At 43.3% G+C, this 17,425-nt stretch carries 13 protein-coding genes, 1 other RNA gene and 1 other annotated feature; of the genes, 1 reads left to right on the forward strand and 13 read right to left on the reverse strand.

What is annotated here, in order from left to right:
• Positions 1–96: 96 nt before the first annotated feature.
• The 3 genes from ssrS to hisS all read right to left on the reverse strand — a co-directional run bounded on the left by ssrS (position 97) and on the right by hisS (position 3,391).
• A non-coding RNA gene (gene ssrS / locus AUO94_RS01570) (6S RNA) lies at positions 97–279 on the reverse strand.
• 44 nt (positions 280–323) lie between these two features.
• Positions 324–2,108, reverse strand: coding sequence for an aspartate--tRNA ligase (aspS, locus tag AUO94_RS01575; protein ID WP_058385606.1), 1,785 nt, complete (start codon positions 2,106–2,108; stop codon positions 324–326).
• Between the two features lie 2 nt (positions 2,109–2,110).
• A complete protein-coding gene (hisS, locus tag AUO94_RS01580) occupies positions 2,111–3,391 on the reverse strand; it encodes a histidine--tRNA ligase (RefSeq protein WP_058385607.1) in 1,281 nt (426 codons plus the stop codon).
• A 56-nt stretch (positions 3,392–3,447) separates the two neighbouring features.
• Positions 3,448–3,686, reverse strand: a binding site (T-box leader).
• Positions 3,687–3,798: 112 nt separating this feature from the next.
• On the opposite strand from hisS, the gene AUO94_RS01585 reads away from it, so the two are divergent.
• Positions 3,799–5,370: an N-acetylmuramoyl-L-alanine amidase family protein gene (locus tag AUO94_RS01585; protein ID WP_058385608.1), complete on the forward strand. Its 1,572-nt coding sequence runs from the start codon at positions 3,799–3,801 to the stop codon at positions 5,368–5,370.
• 179 nt (positions 5,371–5,549) lie between these two features.
• Here AUO94_RS01585 and dtd read toward each other — a convergent pair whose 3' ends face one another.
• The 10 genes from dtd to secDF all read right to left on the reverse strand — a co-directional run bounded on the left by dtd (position 5,550) and on the right by secDF (position 17,353).
• Complete coding sequence (gene dtd, locus AUO94_RS01590) at positions 5,550–5,990, reverse strand: D-aminoacyl-tRNA deacylase (RefSeq protein WP_058385609.1); 441 nt, start codon at positions 5,988–5,990, stop codon at positions 5,550–5,552.
• Entirely contained in the window at positions 5,990–8,182 is a 2,193-nt protein-coding gene (locus tag AUO94_RS01595) for a RelA/SpoT family protein (RefSeq protein ID WP_058385610.1), read from the reverse strand. Before AUO94_RS01595 ends, dtd begins: the two co-directional genes overlap by 1 nt.
• A gap of 80 nt (positions 8,183–8,262) precedes the next feature.
• Positions 8,263–8,787, reverse strand: coding sequence for a type 1 glutamine amidotransferase domain-containing protein (locus tag AUO94_RS01600; protein ID WP_058385611.1), 525 nt, complete (start codon positions 8,785–8,787; stop codon positions 8,263–8,265).
• A 25-nt stretch (positions 8,788–8,812) separates the two neighbouring features.
• Positions 8,813–10,366, reverse strand: coding sequence for a glycosyl hydrolase family 28-related protein (locus AUO94_RS01605; RefSeq protein ID WP_058385612.1), 1,554 nt, complete (start codon positions 10,364–10,366; stop codon positions 8,813–8,815).
• 91 nt (positions 10,367–10,457) lie between these two features.
• Positions 10,458–10,970, reverse strand: coding sequence for an adenine phosphoribosyltransferase (locus tag AUO94_RS01610; RefSeq protein WP_058385613.1), 513 nt, complete (start codon positions 10,968–10,970; stop codon positions 10,458–10,460).
• Positions 10,961–13,075, reverse strand: a complete 2,115-nt coding sequence (gene recJ / locus AUO94_RS01615) for a single-stranded-DNA-specific exonuclease RecJ (RefSeq protein ID WP_237150165.1) — start codon at positions 13,073–13,075, stop codon at positions 10,961–10,963. The genes AUO94_RS01610 and recJ overlap by 10 nt, the downstream gene beginning before the upstream one ends.
• Before the next feature lie 133 nt (positions 13,076–13,208).
• On the reverse strand, positions 13,209–13,541 hold the full coding sequence (locus tag AUO94_RS01620) for a hypothetical protein (protein ID WP_169793153.1): 333 nt from the start codon (positions 13,539–13,541) through the stop codon (positions 13,209–13,211).
• 694 nt (positions 13,542–14,235) lie between these two features.
• The gene (locus tag AUO94_RS01625; protein WP_058385616.1) at positions 14,236–14,526 is read right to left on the reverse strand and encodes a hypothetical protein; all 291 of its coding nucleotides are present in this window, start codon (positions 14,524–14,526) and stop codon (positions 14,236–14,238) included.
• An 84-nt stretch (positions 14,527–14,610) separates the two neighbouring features.
• Complete coding sequence (locus tag AUO94_RS01630; RefSeq protein WP_058385617.1) at positions 14,611–15,000, reverse strand: LapA family protein; 390 nt, start codon at positions 14,998–15,000, stop codon at positions 14,611–14,613.
• Between the two features lie 76 nt (positions 15,001–15,076).
• Complete coding sequence (gene secDF, locus AUO94_RS01635) at positions 15,077–17,353, reverse strand: protein translocase subunit SecDF (RefSeq protein WP_058385618.1); 2,277 nt, start codon at positions 17,351–17,353, stop codon at positions 15,077–15,079.
• Between the last annotated feature and the right edge of the window lie 72 nt (positions 17,354–17,425).

The raw sequence follows: 17,425 nt of genomic DNA on the forward strand, positions 1-17,425 counted from the left end.
ACTGCCCTTCAAAGTTGATACGCATAATAGGGATTATACACATTAAAAATCCCTCCGACAATAAATTGTCAAAGGGATAAAAATGATTTTTTAATTAAGAATCCCAATCGTGCCGTCTTTGTTGGTGCGCATCGTTTGAACCCGCTGAAAGCAGGTGGGTGACCTCTTCACCACTTATAACTTCCCGTTAAGGCATGTTAGCCATGGTGAAATTCGATCTCCCGACGACATAATGTTGGGTCAAAATCGAATTGCTTAAAACGAACACATCAGGATTCTCTATAGACTTATGTTAGCACACCTTTTTTATTTAAACAAGCTTTTTACTCTGTTACTTTTTTATTATTCTGAATGTTCAAAGATAGGCTCAATTCCTCAAGTTGCGCACCTGATACTTGACTCGGCGCATCTGTCAGCAAGTCGCTAGCGCTGGCAGTTTTGGGGAACGCAATTGTGTCACGCAAGTTCGTGCGACCTGCAAGTAGCATAACAAGACGATCCAAACCAAATGCAATTCCACCGTGTGGAGGTGTTCCATATTCGAATGCTTCCATCAAGAACCCAAATTGCGCGTTCGCTTCTTCTTTGCTAAAGCCAAGCACTTCAAACATTTTCTCTTGAATGTCGCGACGATAAATACGCGACGATCCTCCACCAAGCTCATAGCCGTTTAAAACAAGGTCATAAGCTTGTGCGCGAACGTTTTGTGGCTCAGTTGCCAGTTTGTCTAAGTCTTCTTCGAACGGCATGGTGAAGGGATGGTGAGCTGCATAGTAGCGTCCATCTTTTTCGTCGTACTCAAGTAATGGCCAATCGGTAATCCATAAGAATTTATAAACTGAGTTGTCGATTAACGCTAATTCTTTGCCAAATTTCAAGCGAAGTGCGCCTAACGCATCTGCAACTACCGATTTTTTATCTGCAACAAATAATAATAAGTCGCCTGCTTCTGCTTGCGCTCGTTCTGTTAAAGCAGTTGCGGCTTGACCTTCAAAGAATTTAGCAATTGGTCCTTTCACGCCTTCTTCTTCCACTTTCAACCAGGCAAGTCCTTTTGCTCCGTAAACTGCGGCAAAAGCACCTAGCGCGTCAATATCTTTACGAGAATAATTTGCCGCTTGCCCTTTAACATTAATCAGTTTTACTTGACCGCCGTTTTCGATAGCGCCAGTAAAGACTTTGAACGCTGAATCTTTTACTAGATCCGAAACATCCGTCAACTCTAAACCAAAGCGTACATCTGGTTTGTCTGAACCAAAACGGTCCATTGCTTCTGTGTAGCTCATGCGCTGGAAAGTTGGTTCGATGTCGATTTTTTTCACATCTTTCATCATCTGAACCATTAAGCGTTCATTCATACTGATGATATCTTCCATTGACTGGAAACTCATTTCCATATCGATTTGTGTAAATTCAGGTTGACGATCCGCGCGAAGATCTTCATCACGGAAGCAACGTGCAATTTGGTAATATTTATCAAAGCCAGATACCATCAGCATTTGTTTGAATAATTGCGGAGATTGAGGCAAAGCGTAAAATTCGCCATCATGAACTCGGCTTGGTACTAAATAATCACGTGCGCCTTCAGGTGTAGATTTTGTCAAAATCGGTGTTTCCACTTCGATAAAACCTTCTTCGTCCAAAAAGCGACGAATCGATTTTGTCACGTCTGAACGCATTTTGAATGTTTCGTACATCGCAGGACGACGCAAATCCAAGTAACGATATTTCAAGCGTAAATCTTCATTAACATCTGTATTGTCTTCGATGGCAAATGGGGGATTTTTCGCAGCGTTTATTACAGCTGCATGATCTACTTGCACTTCAATTTCGCCAGTTTTCATCGCAGTATTAACTTGGCCTTCTGCTCTTTTGACAACCAGTCCGTCAATATGAACGACAAATTCATTACGTAACGATTCGCCAATGGCAGCGGCTTCTTTTGAAATTTCCGGATTAAACACAACTTGCACAATTCCAGAACGGTCACGGACGTCCACAAAGATTAATCCACCAAGGTCGCGACGTTTTTGTACCCATCCTTTTAATGTGACACGTTGTCCAATAGCCGTTTCGTTCACTTCTCCACAATAATGCGTTCTTGACATATTTATTCCTCCAGTGATTTCTTTTTCAATAAGCTTGCTGCGATTTCTTCGAATGCCATTTCCTGTTGCTCACCCGTCGCCATTTCTTTTAATGCCACTTTGCCGCTCTCAAGTTCCGTTTCACCAATAACGACAACAAATGCAGCTCCTTTACGGTCAGCTGATTTCATTTGCGCTTTTACTTTGCGCCCGGCGAAATCCATGTCAGCCGAAATGCCGTTCAAGCGTAAATCACGAACAACAGCAAAGGCTTTTTTCTTCGTCGTTTCGTCCATCGCTACTACGTAAACTTCTAAATTATTGGATTGACCAATTTCGACTTTTTCCATTTCAAGCGCTAGTAACAGTCGCTCAATACTCATCGCAAAACCAATTCCAGGTGACTCGGGTCCGCCAAGGTCTTCAACAAGTCCGTTGTAACGTCCTCCACCAGCTAAAGTGGTAATGGCACCAAAGCCTTCCGCATCGCTCATAATTTCAAAAGCGGTATGGTTATAATAATCAAGTCCGCGCACTAAATTCGGATCCACGACAAATTCAATATCCATGCTTGAAAGGTAAGCTTGCACTTCATCAAAATAAGCTTGTGATTCTTCATTTAAATAATCGGCCAGTGACGGCGCTGTTGCCATTAACGGATGTTGACGGTCTACTTTGCAGTCTAGAATACGTAACGGATTTTTCTCGAGACGCGTCTGGCAATCGCTACAAAATTCATTGATACTCGGTTCGAAATGGATAACCAAGGCTTTTTTGTGTGCTACGCGACTTTCCGTATCACCAAGTGAGTTGATGACTAAGCGTAATTGCTTAAGCCCGACAGCACGGTATACTTCCATTGCCAGTGAAATTACTTCAGCATCGATTGCTGGATCTTTGGAACCAATTGCTTCTACTCCAAATTGGACAAACTGGCGCATGCGCCCTGCTTGTGGACGTTCGTAGCGAAACATTGGACCGGTATAAAATAGTTTTACCGGCTGGTCCGGCATACCAAATAATTTATTCTCAACATAAGAACGAACGACTGAAGCTGTGCCTTCTGGGCGCAATGTTAACGAACGTTCGCCACGATCTTGGAATGTGTACATTTCTTTTTGAACGATATCTGTCGTGTCACCGACACCGCGCTGGAATAATTCCGTGTGTTCAAAAATTGGCGTGCGTATTTCTTTGTATTGGTAAAGTCTGCAGAGGTTATTTATTTTTTGTTCAACTTCTTGCCATTTAGCAGATTGATCGGGCAGCACATCATATGTGCCGCGTGGCGCTTGAATATTCATCTGTTAGTTCACTCCTTTATTTTTCCATACAAAAAAGCTCTCGCCCCTTGCTTTACGCAAGGGACGAGAGCTCGTATTAGCTTCCGCGGTTCCACCCTAGTTGATGCAAAAAATGCATCCTCTCATTCCGGGTAACGGCCGGTTCCGTTTTTTCCTAATAAGCGGCAAGCGCAGTTCAGAAAAAAGCCTCAAAAGTGTTTTTCGTCGCACTTGTCTGCAGGAAAGTTTACAGCCCGAGACTTCCCCTCTCTTTTCAGCCAAATCATGCAATTACTTTCTTTGTCGTCAGCAAATATATAAGGATAATAAATCAATCTTAATAATTTGCCCGTAGCTTGTCAACCTTTTTGACACAAGCGCTGTAATATTTGATACTATTGAAGAGAAGTTCTCTTAGGGGGTAACGCATGAAACACAAGGGCTTAATTGCAATTATTCTATTCTTTTTATTCATATCCAGTAGCTTTCCGTTGCTAGATAAAAATCATGTTTCGGCCGATGCAGGCACAGTTGAAATTACCGGAACCATGGTCAACGTTCGTTCAGGTCCTGGTTTGTCCTACAGCGTCACGGGTGATTTAGAACAAGGACAGACAGCTTCCGTTATTTCCAAACAAGGTGACTGGTTACAAGTACAGGTCGACCGGCAAGAAGGATGGATTGCTTCGTGGCTAACTGCAGCGTCTGACGAAGACCAAACAGCCACTGGGCAAACAGCCGTCTCTTCTGTCAATGGTCTCAACGTACGTGCGCAAGCTGATTTATCGGCAGCTGTGCTCACCAAAATGGATGCCGGCGATACCGCTGAAATCATTGGCGTGGCGGATGACTGGCTTGAGATTGATTTCCGTAATACACGCGGATTTGTTTCCAAACAGTATATTGTCTCTAGCGACAAAGACACAACGTCAGAAAAACCGGCAGATTCAGCTGAATCTGAACAAAAGAAAGAACCTATCTCCAAAGTTTCTTCTTTTGAAATCGCAGTCAACACATTAAATATTCGCTCAAAGCCTGACCTCAGTTCAAAAATTCAACAGACTGGCACGAAAGGCGAAGTCTTTCCTGTAATTTCCATGGAAGGCCATTGGGTAGAAATCGAATTGGCAAAAGGAAAAAAAGGCTGGGTTTATGCTTTTCACGGTCAATTATCAGATCAGACAGCAGAGACTGTTACAAGTGACGCCAAAGAAGCTGTCACGATTTTAACGGATGGCACCAATTTGCGGAGCCAAGCTTCGACTGATTCTGAAGTAGTCAGCCGGGCAGATGCTGGAAATCAGCTAGCCGTCGTTGATAAGCAAGAAGAATGGTATCAAGTTCTTCTCGCGGACGGTCAGACTGCTTTTGTAGCAGAGTGGGTCGTATCTACAGAAGAAACATTTTCCCAAAAAGAACAAGTTGATTCTCCTGATCGCAGAAAAGGAACATTGGACGGTCTGACTATCGTTCTAGATCCGGGTCACGGTGGCAATGACGGTGGCACAGTGGGCGTGCGCAAAACACAAGAAAAAGAATTAACCTTAAAAACAGCAGAGATTTTATCGCGTCATTTAAATGCAGCAGGTGCAGAAGTTGTTATGACGCGGCAATCAGATACTTACGTCGACCTTCGCACGCGCGTCGCTGGAAGTCACCAAGCTGGAGCAGACGCTTTTGTCAGCATCCACTATGATGCGACCGACGACAGCAGCGTCTCCGGATTCACATCGTACTACCAACACGATTTCCAAAAAGAACTAGCCGCCTATTTAAATGAAGAACTTGGCAAAAAATTGACCTTGCAAGACCGTGGCGTTCAGCATGGCAATTACTTGGTATTGCGCGAAAACAAACAGCCTGCCGTTCTAGTCGAACTTGGCTTTTTGAGCAATTTTAACGAAGAACGCGTGTTGACTAGCAGTCAATTCCGCGAACAGGCGGCGCTCGGCCTCTATACTGGCCTAATCAACTATTTCGATGCACAGCTTGTTGAGTAATAAAAGCACGGTGGACATGTCCACCGTGCTTTTTTCTGTGTATGTTTGGCGACCTCCCACTAGACTGCGCGTATCCTGCTCGATCGCGCGTTTTTCCGCTGGACCGCTCTTATCGCGCAAACACCGCCACAGCAAAAAAAGAAGCGCAGGCATATTCCGCCTGCACTTATCTCAACTGCCTATTTAGATTCAACTAAAATCGTTACGGGGCCATCATTCACTAGCTGAACGTCCATCATGGCGCCAAAAACACCTGTTTCGACAACCAGGCCGTACCTTTGTAACGCTTTGTTAAAAGCTAACCAAAGATGTTCAGCCGTTTCTGGTCGTGCCGCCGCGATAAAACTTGGGCGACGCCCTTTTTTCACATCACCATACAGCGTAAACTGAGAAATCGACAGGATTTCACCGCCGTGATCGAGAATTGATCGGTTCATCTTGCCTTCTTCATCTTCAAACAGACGAAGTTGTGCAATCTTGCCCGCCAAATAATCCGCGTCTTTTTCGGTATCTTCGTGGGTGATGCCAACGAGTAACACATAACCCGATTGGATCGCGCCAGTTACCGCGCCGTCGACTGTCACCGATGCACTTTTAGATCGTTGCAGAACTACTCTCATTAATTTGTCACCCGTAAAACGGAATAAACATCTGGAATCGATTTGATGCGTTCAACAACACGGTTTAGATGCTTGATGTGAGGAATCATGATCGACAAATTGATCGTCGCGATTTTGTCTTTGTCTGCTCGACCGCTGACCGCTGTAATCGTCGTTTTCGTTTCACTGACCATGTGCATCACTTCATTAATCAATCCGTTGCGGTCGTACGCTTGAACTTCAATATCAATTTGGTAGGATTTGTTATCAGGCGATCCTTCATTTTCCCACTCGACGGGAATAAGTCGGTCGTTTTCTCCAGAGTGGACATTTGGACAATCCGTGCGGTGAACCGAAACGCCACGCCCTTTTGTAATAAACCCGATAATATCGTCACCCGGTACCGGGTTGCAACACTTAGACAAGCGAATCATCATATTATCGATTCCTCTAACAATGACACCGGAATCGGTTTGTTTTTTAGGCACGTTGGATTTCATTTCAACAGTAATTTTTTCAATTGCCTCTTCTTGCTCGCGTTTTTTACGCATTTTTTCAGCTAATCGGTTTACAACTTGTTGAGCTGTAATCCCGTTAAAGCCAACAGCTGCATACATATCGTCTTCGCCTGCAAAATTGAATTTTTCACAAACACGTTTGATGTTTTCATTACTCAGTACTTCTTTCAGAACAAATTCTTGCGCTTTTATTTCTTTTTCAATCAAATCTCGACCTTTTTGGACATTGTCTTCACGCAATTGCTTTTTGAAAAATTGCTTGATTTTATTTTTGGTTTGCGTGGATTTCGCGATTTTCAACCAATCGCGACTTGGACCAAAAGATTGCTTCGAAGTTAAAATTTCCACAATATTACCGGTGTGTAACTCCGTATCGAGGGGCGCCATCTTGCCGTTTATTTTTGCGCCAATGGTTTTATTGCCAATTTCCGAATGCACACGATAAGCAAAATCGATTGGACAAGAGCCTGCTGGCATTTCAATGACATCGCCTTTTGGTGAAAATACATAAACCATGTCAGAAAACAAATCGTATTTTAACGATTCCATAAATTCTTCAGCATTATCCGATTCGTTCTGGAAATCCAGAATTTCACGGAACCACGACAATCGTGAATCGACAGAACTTTTCGGCTTGTCGATAATCTTGCCTTCTTTATAGGCCCAATGCGCTGCCACACCATACTCCGCAATGCGGTGCATTTCTTCCGTGCGAATTTGTACTTCAAGCGGATCGCCTTGAGGACCAATAACCGTCGTGTGAAGCGACTGGTATAAATTTTGCTTTGGCATGGCGATATAATCTTTAAAACGCCCTGGCATCGGCTTCCAAGTAGAATGAATAATTCCTAGTACCGCGTAGCAATCTTTAATGCTTTCCACTGTTATGCGGACTGCCAGCAAATCATAGATTTCATTAAACTGCTTGTTTTGAATTGCCATTTTCCGGTAAATGCTGTAAATGTGTTTGGGCCGACCGAAAAGATCCGCTTTAATATCGACTTCGTCGAGTTGTACGCGAATCTCACTCATGACCTTATTCAAATAATCTTCTCGTTCGGTACGTTTCTTTTTCATCAAATTGACAATCCGGTAATACTGTTGCGGATTCAAATAACGCAACGCTGTATCTTCCAGTTCCCATTTAATGGTATTGATACCGAGACGGTGCGCAATCGGGGCAAAGATTTCCAGCGTCTCATTAGCTTTAATGCGTTGCTTTTCGACGGTCTGGTATTTCAACGTACGAAGATTGTGCAAACGATCTGCCAGTTTAATCAAAATAACACGAATGTCTTGTGCCATTGCGACAAACATTTTGCGGTGATTTTCTGCTTGTTGCTCTTCTTTTGATAAATACTTGATTTTGCTTAACTTCGTCACGCCGTCAACGAGCATGGCAACTTCTTCATCGAAATCACGAACGATGTCTTCACGGCTGACTTCCGTGTCTTCGACTACATCGTGCAAAAAGCCTGCCGCTACTGTAGCCGGGTCCATTTGTAATTCTGCCAGAATCCCTGCCACTTGCACCGGATGCACAATATACGGTTCGCCTGATTTGCGAAACTGACCCATATGGGCGTCGTACGCAACTTGATAGGCCCTCTTGATTGTTTTCACATGTTCGGCATTCATATAAGACGCAACCATCTCGAATACATCTTCAGCTGTTCTCACTAGATCTTTCGCCATAATTGCCCACCTTGCTTTAAATTTTTCCAAAAGTATATCTTTCTATTATAAAAAACAATGGGGTTAAAAGTAAAGCTTTGTTAGCTGTTCTCTAGCACTTTAATAAATTCCCTGAGATAATCTGGTAAATCAGGCGGACGGCGGCTCGATACTAAGTGCCCATCGACCACCACTGATTCATCAAACCACTCGGCGCCCGCGTTGATCATGTCATCTTTTATTCCTGGTGTACTGGTCACTTTTCGACCGGTTAAAATATCGGCGGAAATAAGTACCCAACCAGCGTGACAAATTTGACCAATCGGTTTTTGCTGTTCGTCCATACGGCGAACCAACTGTAAAACGTCAGGAAACCGTCGTATTTTGTCTGGTGCCCAACCGCCAGGAACGAGAACGGCGTCGTATTCATTGCCAAGCGCTTGTGCATAAGTCAAATCAGATGTCGCTGGAACGCCATATTTACCAATATATTCAACGCCCGATTCTTCTCCTGCAATGTCCACTTGTGCCCCTTCTTCTCGCAATCTTAAAATCGGATACCATAGTTCCAAATCTTCAAAGTCATGATGAATAAAACTCAGCACTTTTTTTCCTGTCAGTCTCATGTAATTGCCTCCTTGTTGATGTATGTTAAAGCAGATGAGAACTCCGCTTTCTAATATTTTCTAAGTAAACCAACTCGCTACCTGCTCCAACAACGACTGCTTGTTCAGCTGAACCGGTGCTGACCAAGTTTTGAACGCTTACACTGCTGGCATGTTGTTCACCGCCAGCTATTGAAAGATCCGTCTCCGCTGTCGTAAACCCTTGAATCTTACCATTACTCAAAGACACACACGCGGCACGGTATTGAACGGCTGAAGCTGGTTGAAGCTTGTAATCATAATCTGGATCTCCGACAAACAAAAACCGGTTGATCGCCACATTGCGGTAAGCTGAAATAACTAAACTGCGCGGCGCAGAACCTTCGTATAAAGTTGTTTCGATTGGATCAATTGACACTAACCGTTGTGCACGAATAGCAAACGCCGAACGCGATTCGGGATCCTCTTTTTTATGATGACCAATGTGACGGAAATTAAACGACCGGTTATCGTGAACCGATAAATGTCCCGAAATAAAGACATTTGAGGCTGCTGAAGAATTGGCATGCGCTTTAATCTCAATTCCACCAAAACAACGCGCACTCGAATTATTAACTAACCAAACGTAACGAGATCCATCATCTATTTCAAAGCCATTGGAGTTTGAAAACCCTTGCTGATGCGCGCGTCCACTCGGATCACTAAAATGTGAGTTGGTGACAAAAATATAGTCACTATGATGCGTTGTCAATCCGTCGTCGCCAAAACCAGAACCGCTAACGCCATCAAGCCAGACAAAACGACTGCCACTTTTGCCTCGCAATCCATCTCCTGCGTAATTATAAAGCGGTGACGTAATATCAAAACAATGCAGACCTGGATTTAATGCCTCCACATCTTTGACCCACCCAAATGTTACGTGGGCATAAGTTAAACAGCTGGAATAATTTCCGCCTGCACTGGTTTTTTCGACATCTCCCAAACGTTCTACATGCCAATCAAGCGTCAGCCCTTCTACAGAAATATTGCGGTTACCCATTAAGTAATTGCGGTTGGTCAATAACCGGGTCTTGCGAGAGGCTTTAGGATGCAACTTTAAAACAGTTGCTCCTTTTCCAGCACCCGTCAAACGTGTCCATGAAGGCAAACGCAGTCCCTTTACGAGATAAACACCTTTTGGAACCTCTACTTGTACTCGACCTTTGCCAAGTGCTCGTTTAAAAGCATCTGTACAGTCGGTCTTTCCGTCACCTATCGCGCCATAATCAGTAACGTTGACGCACTGTACAATCGTCGACTCAAGTTTTCGGTACTCGCTGTCTAGTTGCGTTTTCCATGCTGGGTATAGCTCATTGTCAGAAACACAGGTCTCCGAAGAACGTTCATCTTCTACCGAATACTTTTCAGCTATTAAAGACCACATTTTTTCAGTCATGCTTTTTTTAGGCCTCGCATACTTGCTAAAGACGAACTCTTTTCGGATGGCTTGAAAGAATTGTTCCGTTTCGCAGGTGATTTTTTCAAGAGGGGTGCGGTCGTCTAGTAATTGATCTATCCACGTAGCGTTTAATCGGGGGTTGTGTTGTTTGCTCAGCTTCATTTGGTCACCTCCAATTTATGGCCTTACCTTTGTCCATACCCTGATTCAAGAAAAAAATCCCTTCACCTTAAAAAGGCGAAGAGATCCGGTATTAATATTGCATTAAAGTCGTGACATCATAGCCGCCTAAGTTTTTGCGTCCATCTAAATAAGTCAATTCAATCAAAAATGCGCAGCCAACGACAATTCCGCCAAGCTGTTCTACTAAATTAATCGTCGCACCGATTGTGCCACCTGTTGCAAGCAAATCATCCGTGATCAAGACACGTTGCCCCGGTTTGATTGCGTCTTTATGCATCGTTAACACATCTGTCCCGTATTCAAGACCGTATTCGGCTGTGATCACTTCGCGCGGCAACTTGCCTTCTTTACGAACGGGTGCAAAGCCAAGTTCAAGCGCATAAGCGACTGGGCAGCCGATGATAAATCCACGCGCTTCAGGTCCTACAATGACTTCAGCATTTACTGTTTTTGCGTATTCAACGATTTTGTCTGTTGCATACTTATAGGCAGTTCCGTTGTCCATCAATGACGTGATGTCCTTAAAACGAATTCCAGGTTTTGGCCAATCTTCAACAATGGTGATGTACTGTTTTAAATCCATATTTGTTCCTCCTTGGCAGACACTGTCGCATCGAACCACTCTTTTAAATCTTTATAAGACGCATACAAAAGCTTCTGCTCCAGAGCAATCTGCTGCTCGCGACGTTTGTAAATCGGCGCTTCTGACAAATCCTGTTTGCTTGGCGATTGCGCAATCTCGGTAATGCCATTGTTAAGTGTAACAAAACCGAGTTCAAAAAACACCTGCAGCATGAAAAATAATGACTCCCGCGTCCAACCTTTGTGTTTCGCCAGTTCGTCACAATGTTTAGTAAAGTCAAAAGTCCCGCGTTTTTTAATAAACGAAAACAGCCATTTAAATTGTTCACGTGTGGGAATCTGTTCAAAATACTGAGAATCTTTCGCATGGAAATGAGCATACACCCGCTTTGGCTTCATATTTGCTAAAACAGATACCAATTGCTCTTCTGATTCCGGTAAATCCAATAACACCAAGTGGTCTTTACTTCCTGACATGGCTTTTACTTGAGCAACAGTGCAAATGGGTTGAGCCAATAGGGACTGGAATAATGCGGGTGTTTCTTCTTTAAACGCTAGGAATACTTGATTTTCTTTCGGGATCAACTTTGACCAACGCGATACTTGGCGAATGCCGCGAATATCAAATAATTGCCATTGATCTGTACGAACATCTTCCACCATCAATTGCGGTTTTTTCCGACCATTCCATTCATTGACCTGTAAATCACCGATAACATCTATTTTGACATCCGGTGTTAATTCATCACCAACCGAACCGAGACCAAAACCAACAGCGTCTATAGAAGCTGCTTGCTGTGTCAGTTCCATCTTCAAGTGATTTTGGGCAGCTCCAATTTTGCGAATGGATGCCACATGGACCCCTTCAAGATAAAATTTCGGCTTAGCAAAGCCCATTCCAAAAGGAGCAAGTAAGCGCATGGACTCGATTGCCGTTATGTCGATTTCGTCAAGACGGAGCGGAATATCGATGTTGACAACAGGCAATAACTCTTCTTCAGTTAAGCTAATTTCCGCTTGTTTGTTTAAGCGCTCACGCAAATCATCGACGTCACTTGCCGCAAGCGTCATACCCGCCGCCATTGGATGGCCTCCGAAATGAGGCAAAATGTCGCGGTTTTTAGCAAGTTCGTTATACAAATGAAAGCCTTCAATACTGCGAGCAGAACCTTTTGCTTTGTTGGTTTCAGGATCTACCGACAAAACAATAGACGGGCGATAAAATTTTTCTGTTAGTTTCGAGGCAACGATTCCAACAACACCCGGGTTCCAGCCTTCTTGAGCGACCACTAACACATGCGGCACACCGTCCGGATAACGCTGTTCAACTTGCTGCATCGCTTCTTCTGAAATTTTCTTCACAATCGCTTGCCGCTCTTTGTTTAACACGTCTAACCCTGAAGCCAGTGAACGTGCTTCTGCTGGGTCTTCTGTTAAGAACATGCGAACAGCTGGATCAGCATCTTGCAAACGTCCAATGGCATTAATGCGCGGTCCAAACATAAAGCCGATTGTTTCTTCTGTAATGTCTTGCTGTTTAACGCCTGATACTTCGCACAATGCAGCAATCGCAGGACTCGGTGAATCGATAAGTGCAGCTAGTCCTTCTTTAACAAAAATTCGGTTTTCCCCGTGAAGCGGAACAAGATCGGCCACCGTACCGATCGCGGTTAGTTCAATCAAGTGGTCTGGAATTTCCTCGTACAGTGCGTGTGCTATTTTAAACGCTACACCAACTCCAGCCAGTTCACCAAACGGATAGTGGCCTTGTGGATGACGCGGGTGAACAACCGCTAGTGCATTTGGTAATTGGTCACCGATATCGTGATGATCACTAATAATAACGTCCATCCCTAAAGCGTTAGCAAAATCAACTTGTTCGATTCCTGAAATGCCATTATCTACCGTGACAATTAGTTTCGTACCCTGATCAAATGCTTGTTGAAACAGTTCACTATTCGGTCCGTACCCATGCTTAAAGCGGTTCGGTATCATAAAGGACACATCGGCCCCTAGATCTTGTAATACGGTCATCATGACGGTTGTACTGGTGACACCATATAGTGATAGGTAAGCCTTTGAGTCTATCGCCAGCTTTTCCCCCACTTCACACCGTGCGTGAGACTTTCACCTCACACGGCGTTCCATCGAAAAATTTCAAAACTTTGGTACTCTACATAACTTAACAGAATTCACTTGTTCGTTTGTCTGTCTAATCGTCCAATTGGATACTTTGAGATTATTTCTTCATCGCATTCTTTCTTAAGAAATCAGGTGTTATCACACCTGTTTTCTTAATTCGCCTTTTCATACGATGGTCTTTCATGCATGCATTCACTTCGTATGCAATGTTCCCCATATCTTCGGAAATCATTGTAGCGGTACGGAAATATTGATGAAGTCCTATTACAGTCGAGTTGTAGAGTGCTATTTTTCTTGCTTGGTCGTTAACACCGCTATCATATCGAATCCCGTTTATGATTTGCTTCAAGTTTTTCTTTGTGCGTTGAACTGCTTTGTCGCACATATGACTTTTCACAACCCATTTCTCACCTTTTGGCATTAACTTCATCTTAAACCCTAAGAATTCTGAGTAGTCCTTGTCTGTTATGCATTTATAAGTCTTTGAAATTTCCGACTAGAGCCTATTCCTCCACCAATTATTATCATGGTTTCAAAGGTACTATGGCTCCACTCTCACGAATGGTAAATCAGTTTTAATAGGTTGCCCCTTTATATACCGAACTGCTTCGTAGGTAGATTAATACCTCCACATCCTTCGCTTTCCACGTTCCAATTTCTTTATCCTTACATATATCCTTAGGTTTCTCCTATGGTCCTGTATGCTTGAACTTGCCTATAACAAGTTATGGGGTTTCATAACGCCAGATTTTTACTCGCCCACACATACGATGGCACTGCCACCTGTCACATTTCTGTGACAACTACGTCTAGACCCGTACATTCAGAGATTCGTCAGTGCTTCTGCAGCACATTCTAACCATAGATACTTTATGGACTCCCGGCATATAGGAAACACCGTCCACCTCTGGACAGCTTTCGTGTCAGGTACTCGCTATGCTTTCCCTAACTTACGGTCTCTCTCTGCCGACTTCACCGAGCTTCATACCTTTCAATTTAACCATTGAGAAGGCATGTCGGAAGATCAGAGTAGGCGTTTCAAGGCGTTACCCTATCATTCCACCTATCAAGAAATCAGTTCTCCCAGGGATTTTAATCGACTCCCTAGTGTCTAACCTTTTCAGTTAGAAACGTGTCGCACCTGCGTCGTAATCGCCATAGACAACAATTTTCTCTTGATTATCAATCGCCTGTCGAATACGCTCGACAGCTAGATCCATGTCTTTCATCAAATACGGATCGTGCATGCAAGTTGCGTCCATTTGCATAAATGTCCGAGCCGCGTCAGCTGTATTCAAGCCCCGTGTCACCAAAATTTTAGCCAGCACTGACGATAGGTTTAATTCTTTTTGGATTTCTTGAACTGTTTGTTCATCTGGCGTCGTCAAGCGCCATCTTTTTCTAGATTCAATCATTGGTATCACTTCCTCACCGATCTATTATACAGCAAAAAATCACAGACAAAAACCTTTCGGCGTCTCTACCGAAAGGTTCCTTTTTTAGATTTCATCTTTTCTTGTATCAACTACTGGTTCTTCTCGTAAATCATCGACTACTGGTTCGTTTGTAACAATTTGGGGTTCTGGTTGGATGCCGACTTTTTGGTATGCACCAATTTCGTTTTGTTGTGTAGCGATTAACGTTTCTTTTACCGCCACTTCTTTTTGAAGCGCTTTGATTTTACGTTGCAGCTGGTAATTGCGCATAATAGCTAGCACGCTGCTGAGTAAGAATCCAAGTAATGCTGATGCCAGAATTACCAAGATCAACGGCCATTCGGCTTCGCCAAATACGTAATTGACGGGTACATCCTCCACATTGACAACTGCAAACACGGCGATAATTACTGCGAAAATAAGTCCGATTAAAAGTAGCCATTGTAATTTCATTGCCATTCCCCCTTTAAATTTAAAAAAATGGAACAAGGTCATTGTCATTATACCCTGTTCCATTGCTATTTTAAACTTATACTACAGGCTCATCAGAACCCCATTTAGATTCTTGTTCTTTCTTCTCGATATCAATCGGTCCTTTTTTCTTCAACTCCCCTTTTTTCAGCACTAGCCATAGCTGCGCTGCAATAAAGATCGAAGAATAGGTACCGGCAATCAAACCGATTAATAACGCGATGGAGAAGTTTGTAATCGATGGCGCACCAAAAATTAATAGCGCGATTACGACTAATAATACCGTTAATACCGTATTTACCGATCGACCAAGCGTTTGACGAAGCGATACGTTAACGATTTTTTCCAATTGTTCTACTGAATCAATTTTTTTCATGCGTTTCATGTTTTCACGGATTCGGTCAAATGTCACAATCGTATCATTGATCGAGTAACCGATAATGGTCAATACCGCTGCGATAAAGGTAATGTCTACTTCTAGTCGGAGCATACTGAAAATAGCAACGATAAAGAATGCATCGTGAATTAATGCAACAACCGATGCCACACCCATACGCCATTCAAAACGGAAAGCTACATATATAATTATGCCAAGCGCAGCAATGGACAATGCATACAATGCATTTTTTGCCAATTCCTGACCGACTGTGGCTGATACCGTTGAAACGTTTGGTTCAGAACCAAATTCTTCAGTAGCTGTCGCTTTCAAGCTATTGATTTCTTCTTGACTAAATTCTTCATTGTAACGAGCTACACCGATATTCGATTCATCACCTGAAATGACGATATCGTCTGTTTCAAAGCCCGCACCATCTAAGAAGCTTTGTACTTCTTCTTTCGTCAATGCTGCTTCTGAAGCAATTTCAACACGTGTTCCACTCGAGAAATCGATTCCTAAGTTCAAACGGAACACACCAAGAACAGCCATTCCAGCAACGATTAAAACAATCGAAGCCAAGAAGAATTTATTGCGATTGCCTGCAAAATCAAACCGGTCAAAACGAGTTGAAAGATCGGTAATTTCTAAACCTTCTTCTGGTGAGTGGATAACTGATTTTTTTAACCCAAACAATCCGGGTTTGTGGTCGAGTGCTCCGCTGTTGACCCATAGACCAAGCAATAGACGTGATCCCCAAACAGCTGTTAAAAAGCTGACCAAAATAGAGATAATCAATAGCGTCGCAAACCCTTTGACGGAACTTGTTCCGAAATAGAACAAAACAATCGCTGCCAATAAGGTCGTCACGTTGGCATCAATAATTGCCGAGAATGACGAACGTGCCCCGACTTTGAAAGCTTCTTTTACTGACTTGCCGACACGCATTTCTTCACGAATTCGCTCATACGTGATGATGTTGGCATCTACTGCCATCCCGACACCGAGCATGATTGCCGCGATACCTGGTAACGTCAGAACGCCGCCAATCCATTCAAATACCAACAGAATTAAGTACACATACGCTGACAACGTAACCACTGCGACCATTCCTGGTAAGCGGTAATAAATAAGCATAAATAGTAACACTAATGCTATACCGACAGCAGCTGCGACCATCGTCTGATCAAGTGCTTGTTCACCAAACTGAGCACCAACTGAAGTCGAGTAGATTTCTGTCAAACTTACCGGCAAAGCACCTGCATTCAAGATTCCTGATAGATTTTGTGTTTCTTCTACAGTAAACGATCCTGAAATTTCAACAGATGGTGATGAAATACGCTGACTAACACTCGGTGCTGAAACAAATTTCGGATCTGCTTTTAAGCGTTCTTCTGCGAACGAATCGACACCTTCTTCAAAATCAAGCCAGATGACCAAGACATTGTCAGGTGCTGGCATTTGCGAAATACTTTCTGTCACTTCGGCAAATTTTCCTGGGTCATTTAATTCCAATGTGACAATAGGATTGCCATTCGAATCAAAAGTTCCCGTTGCGCCACCTTGCTTCAAGTCATTTCCAGCAAGCAGCAAATTATCTTCCGCATCACGGAACGTTAAATTTGCTTCAGTCGACAGCAATTCACGCGCTGACGATTGATCTTCGACTCCCGCTAATTGAACACGAATGCGGTTGTCTCCTTCAATCTGAATAACGGGCTCACTGACACCGAGTACGTTGATTCGGTTCATCAATGCATCGGTTGTGTCCGTCAACACACTTTCTGTAATTTCTTGGCCGTCTTCAAGTGCTGTCACTTCGTAAAGCACTTCAAAACCACCTTGTAAATCCAACCCTAATTTAATGTCTTTTGCGATGGGTAAACTCGTAGTGCCAATAATTCCTATCAGTGCAATGACTAGTAAGAAAAAGGCAATAATACGACCTCTTGCTTTCATATGTAAATTTCCTCCTCAGGTGTGTAAAACACAGCACTATCATTATGAAACAGCTGCCGAATACTGTCAAAT

The sequence above is a fragment of the Planococcus kocurii genome (genome assembly GCF_001465835.2).
Classification (GTDB): domain Bacteria; phylum Bacillota; class Bacilli; order Bacillales_A; family Planococcaceae; genus Planococcus; species Planococcus kocurii.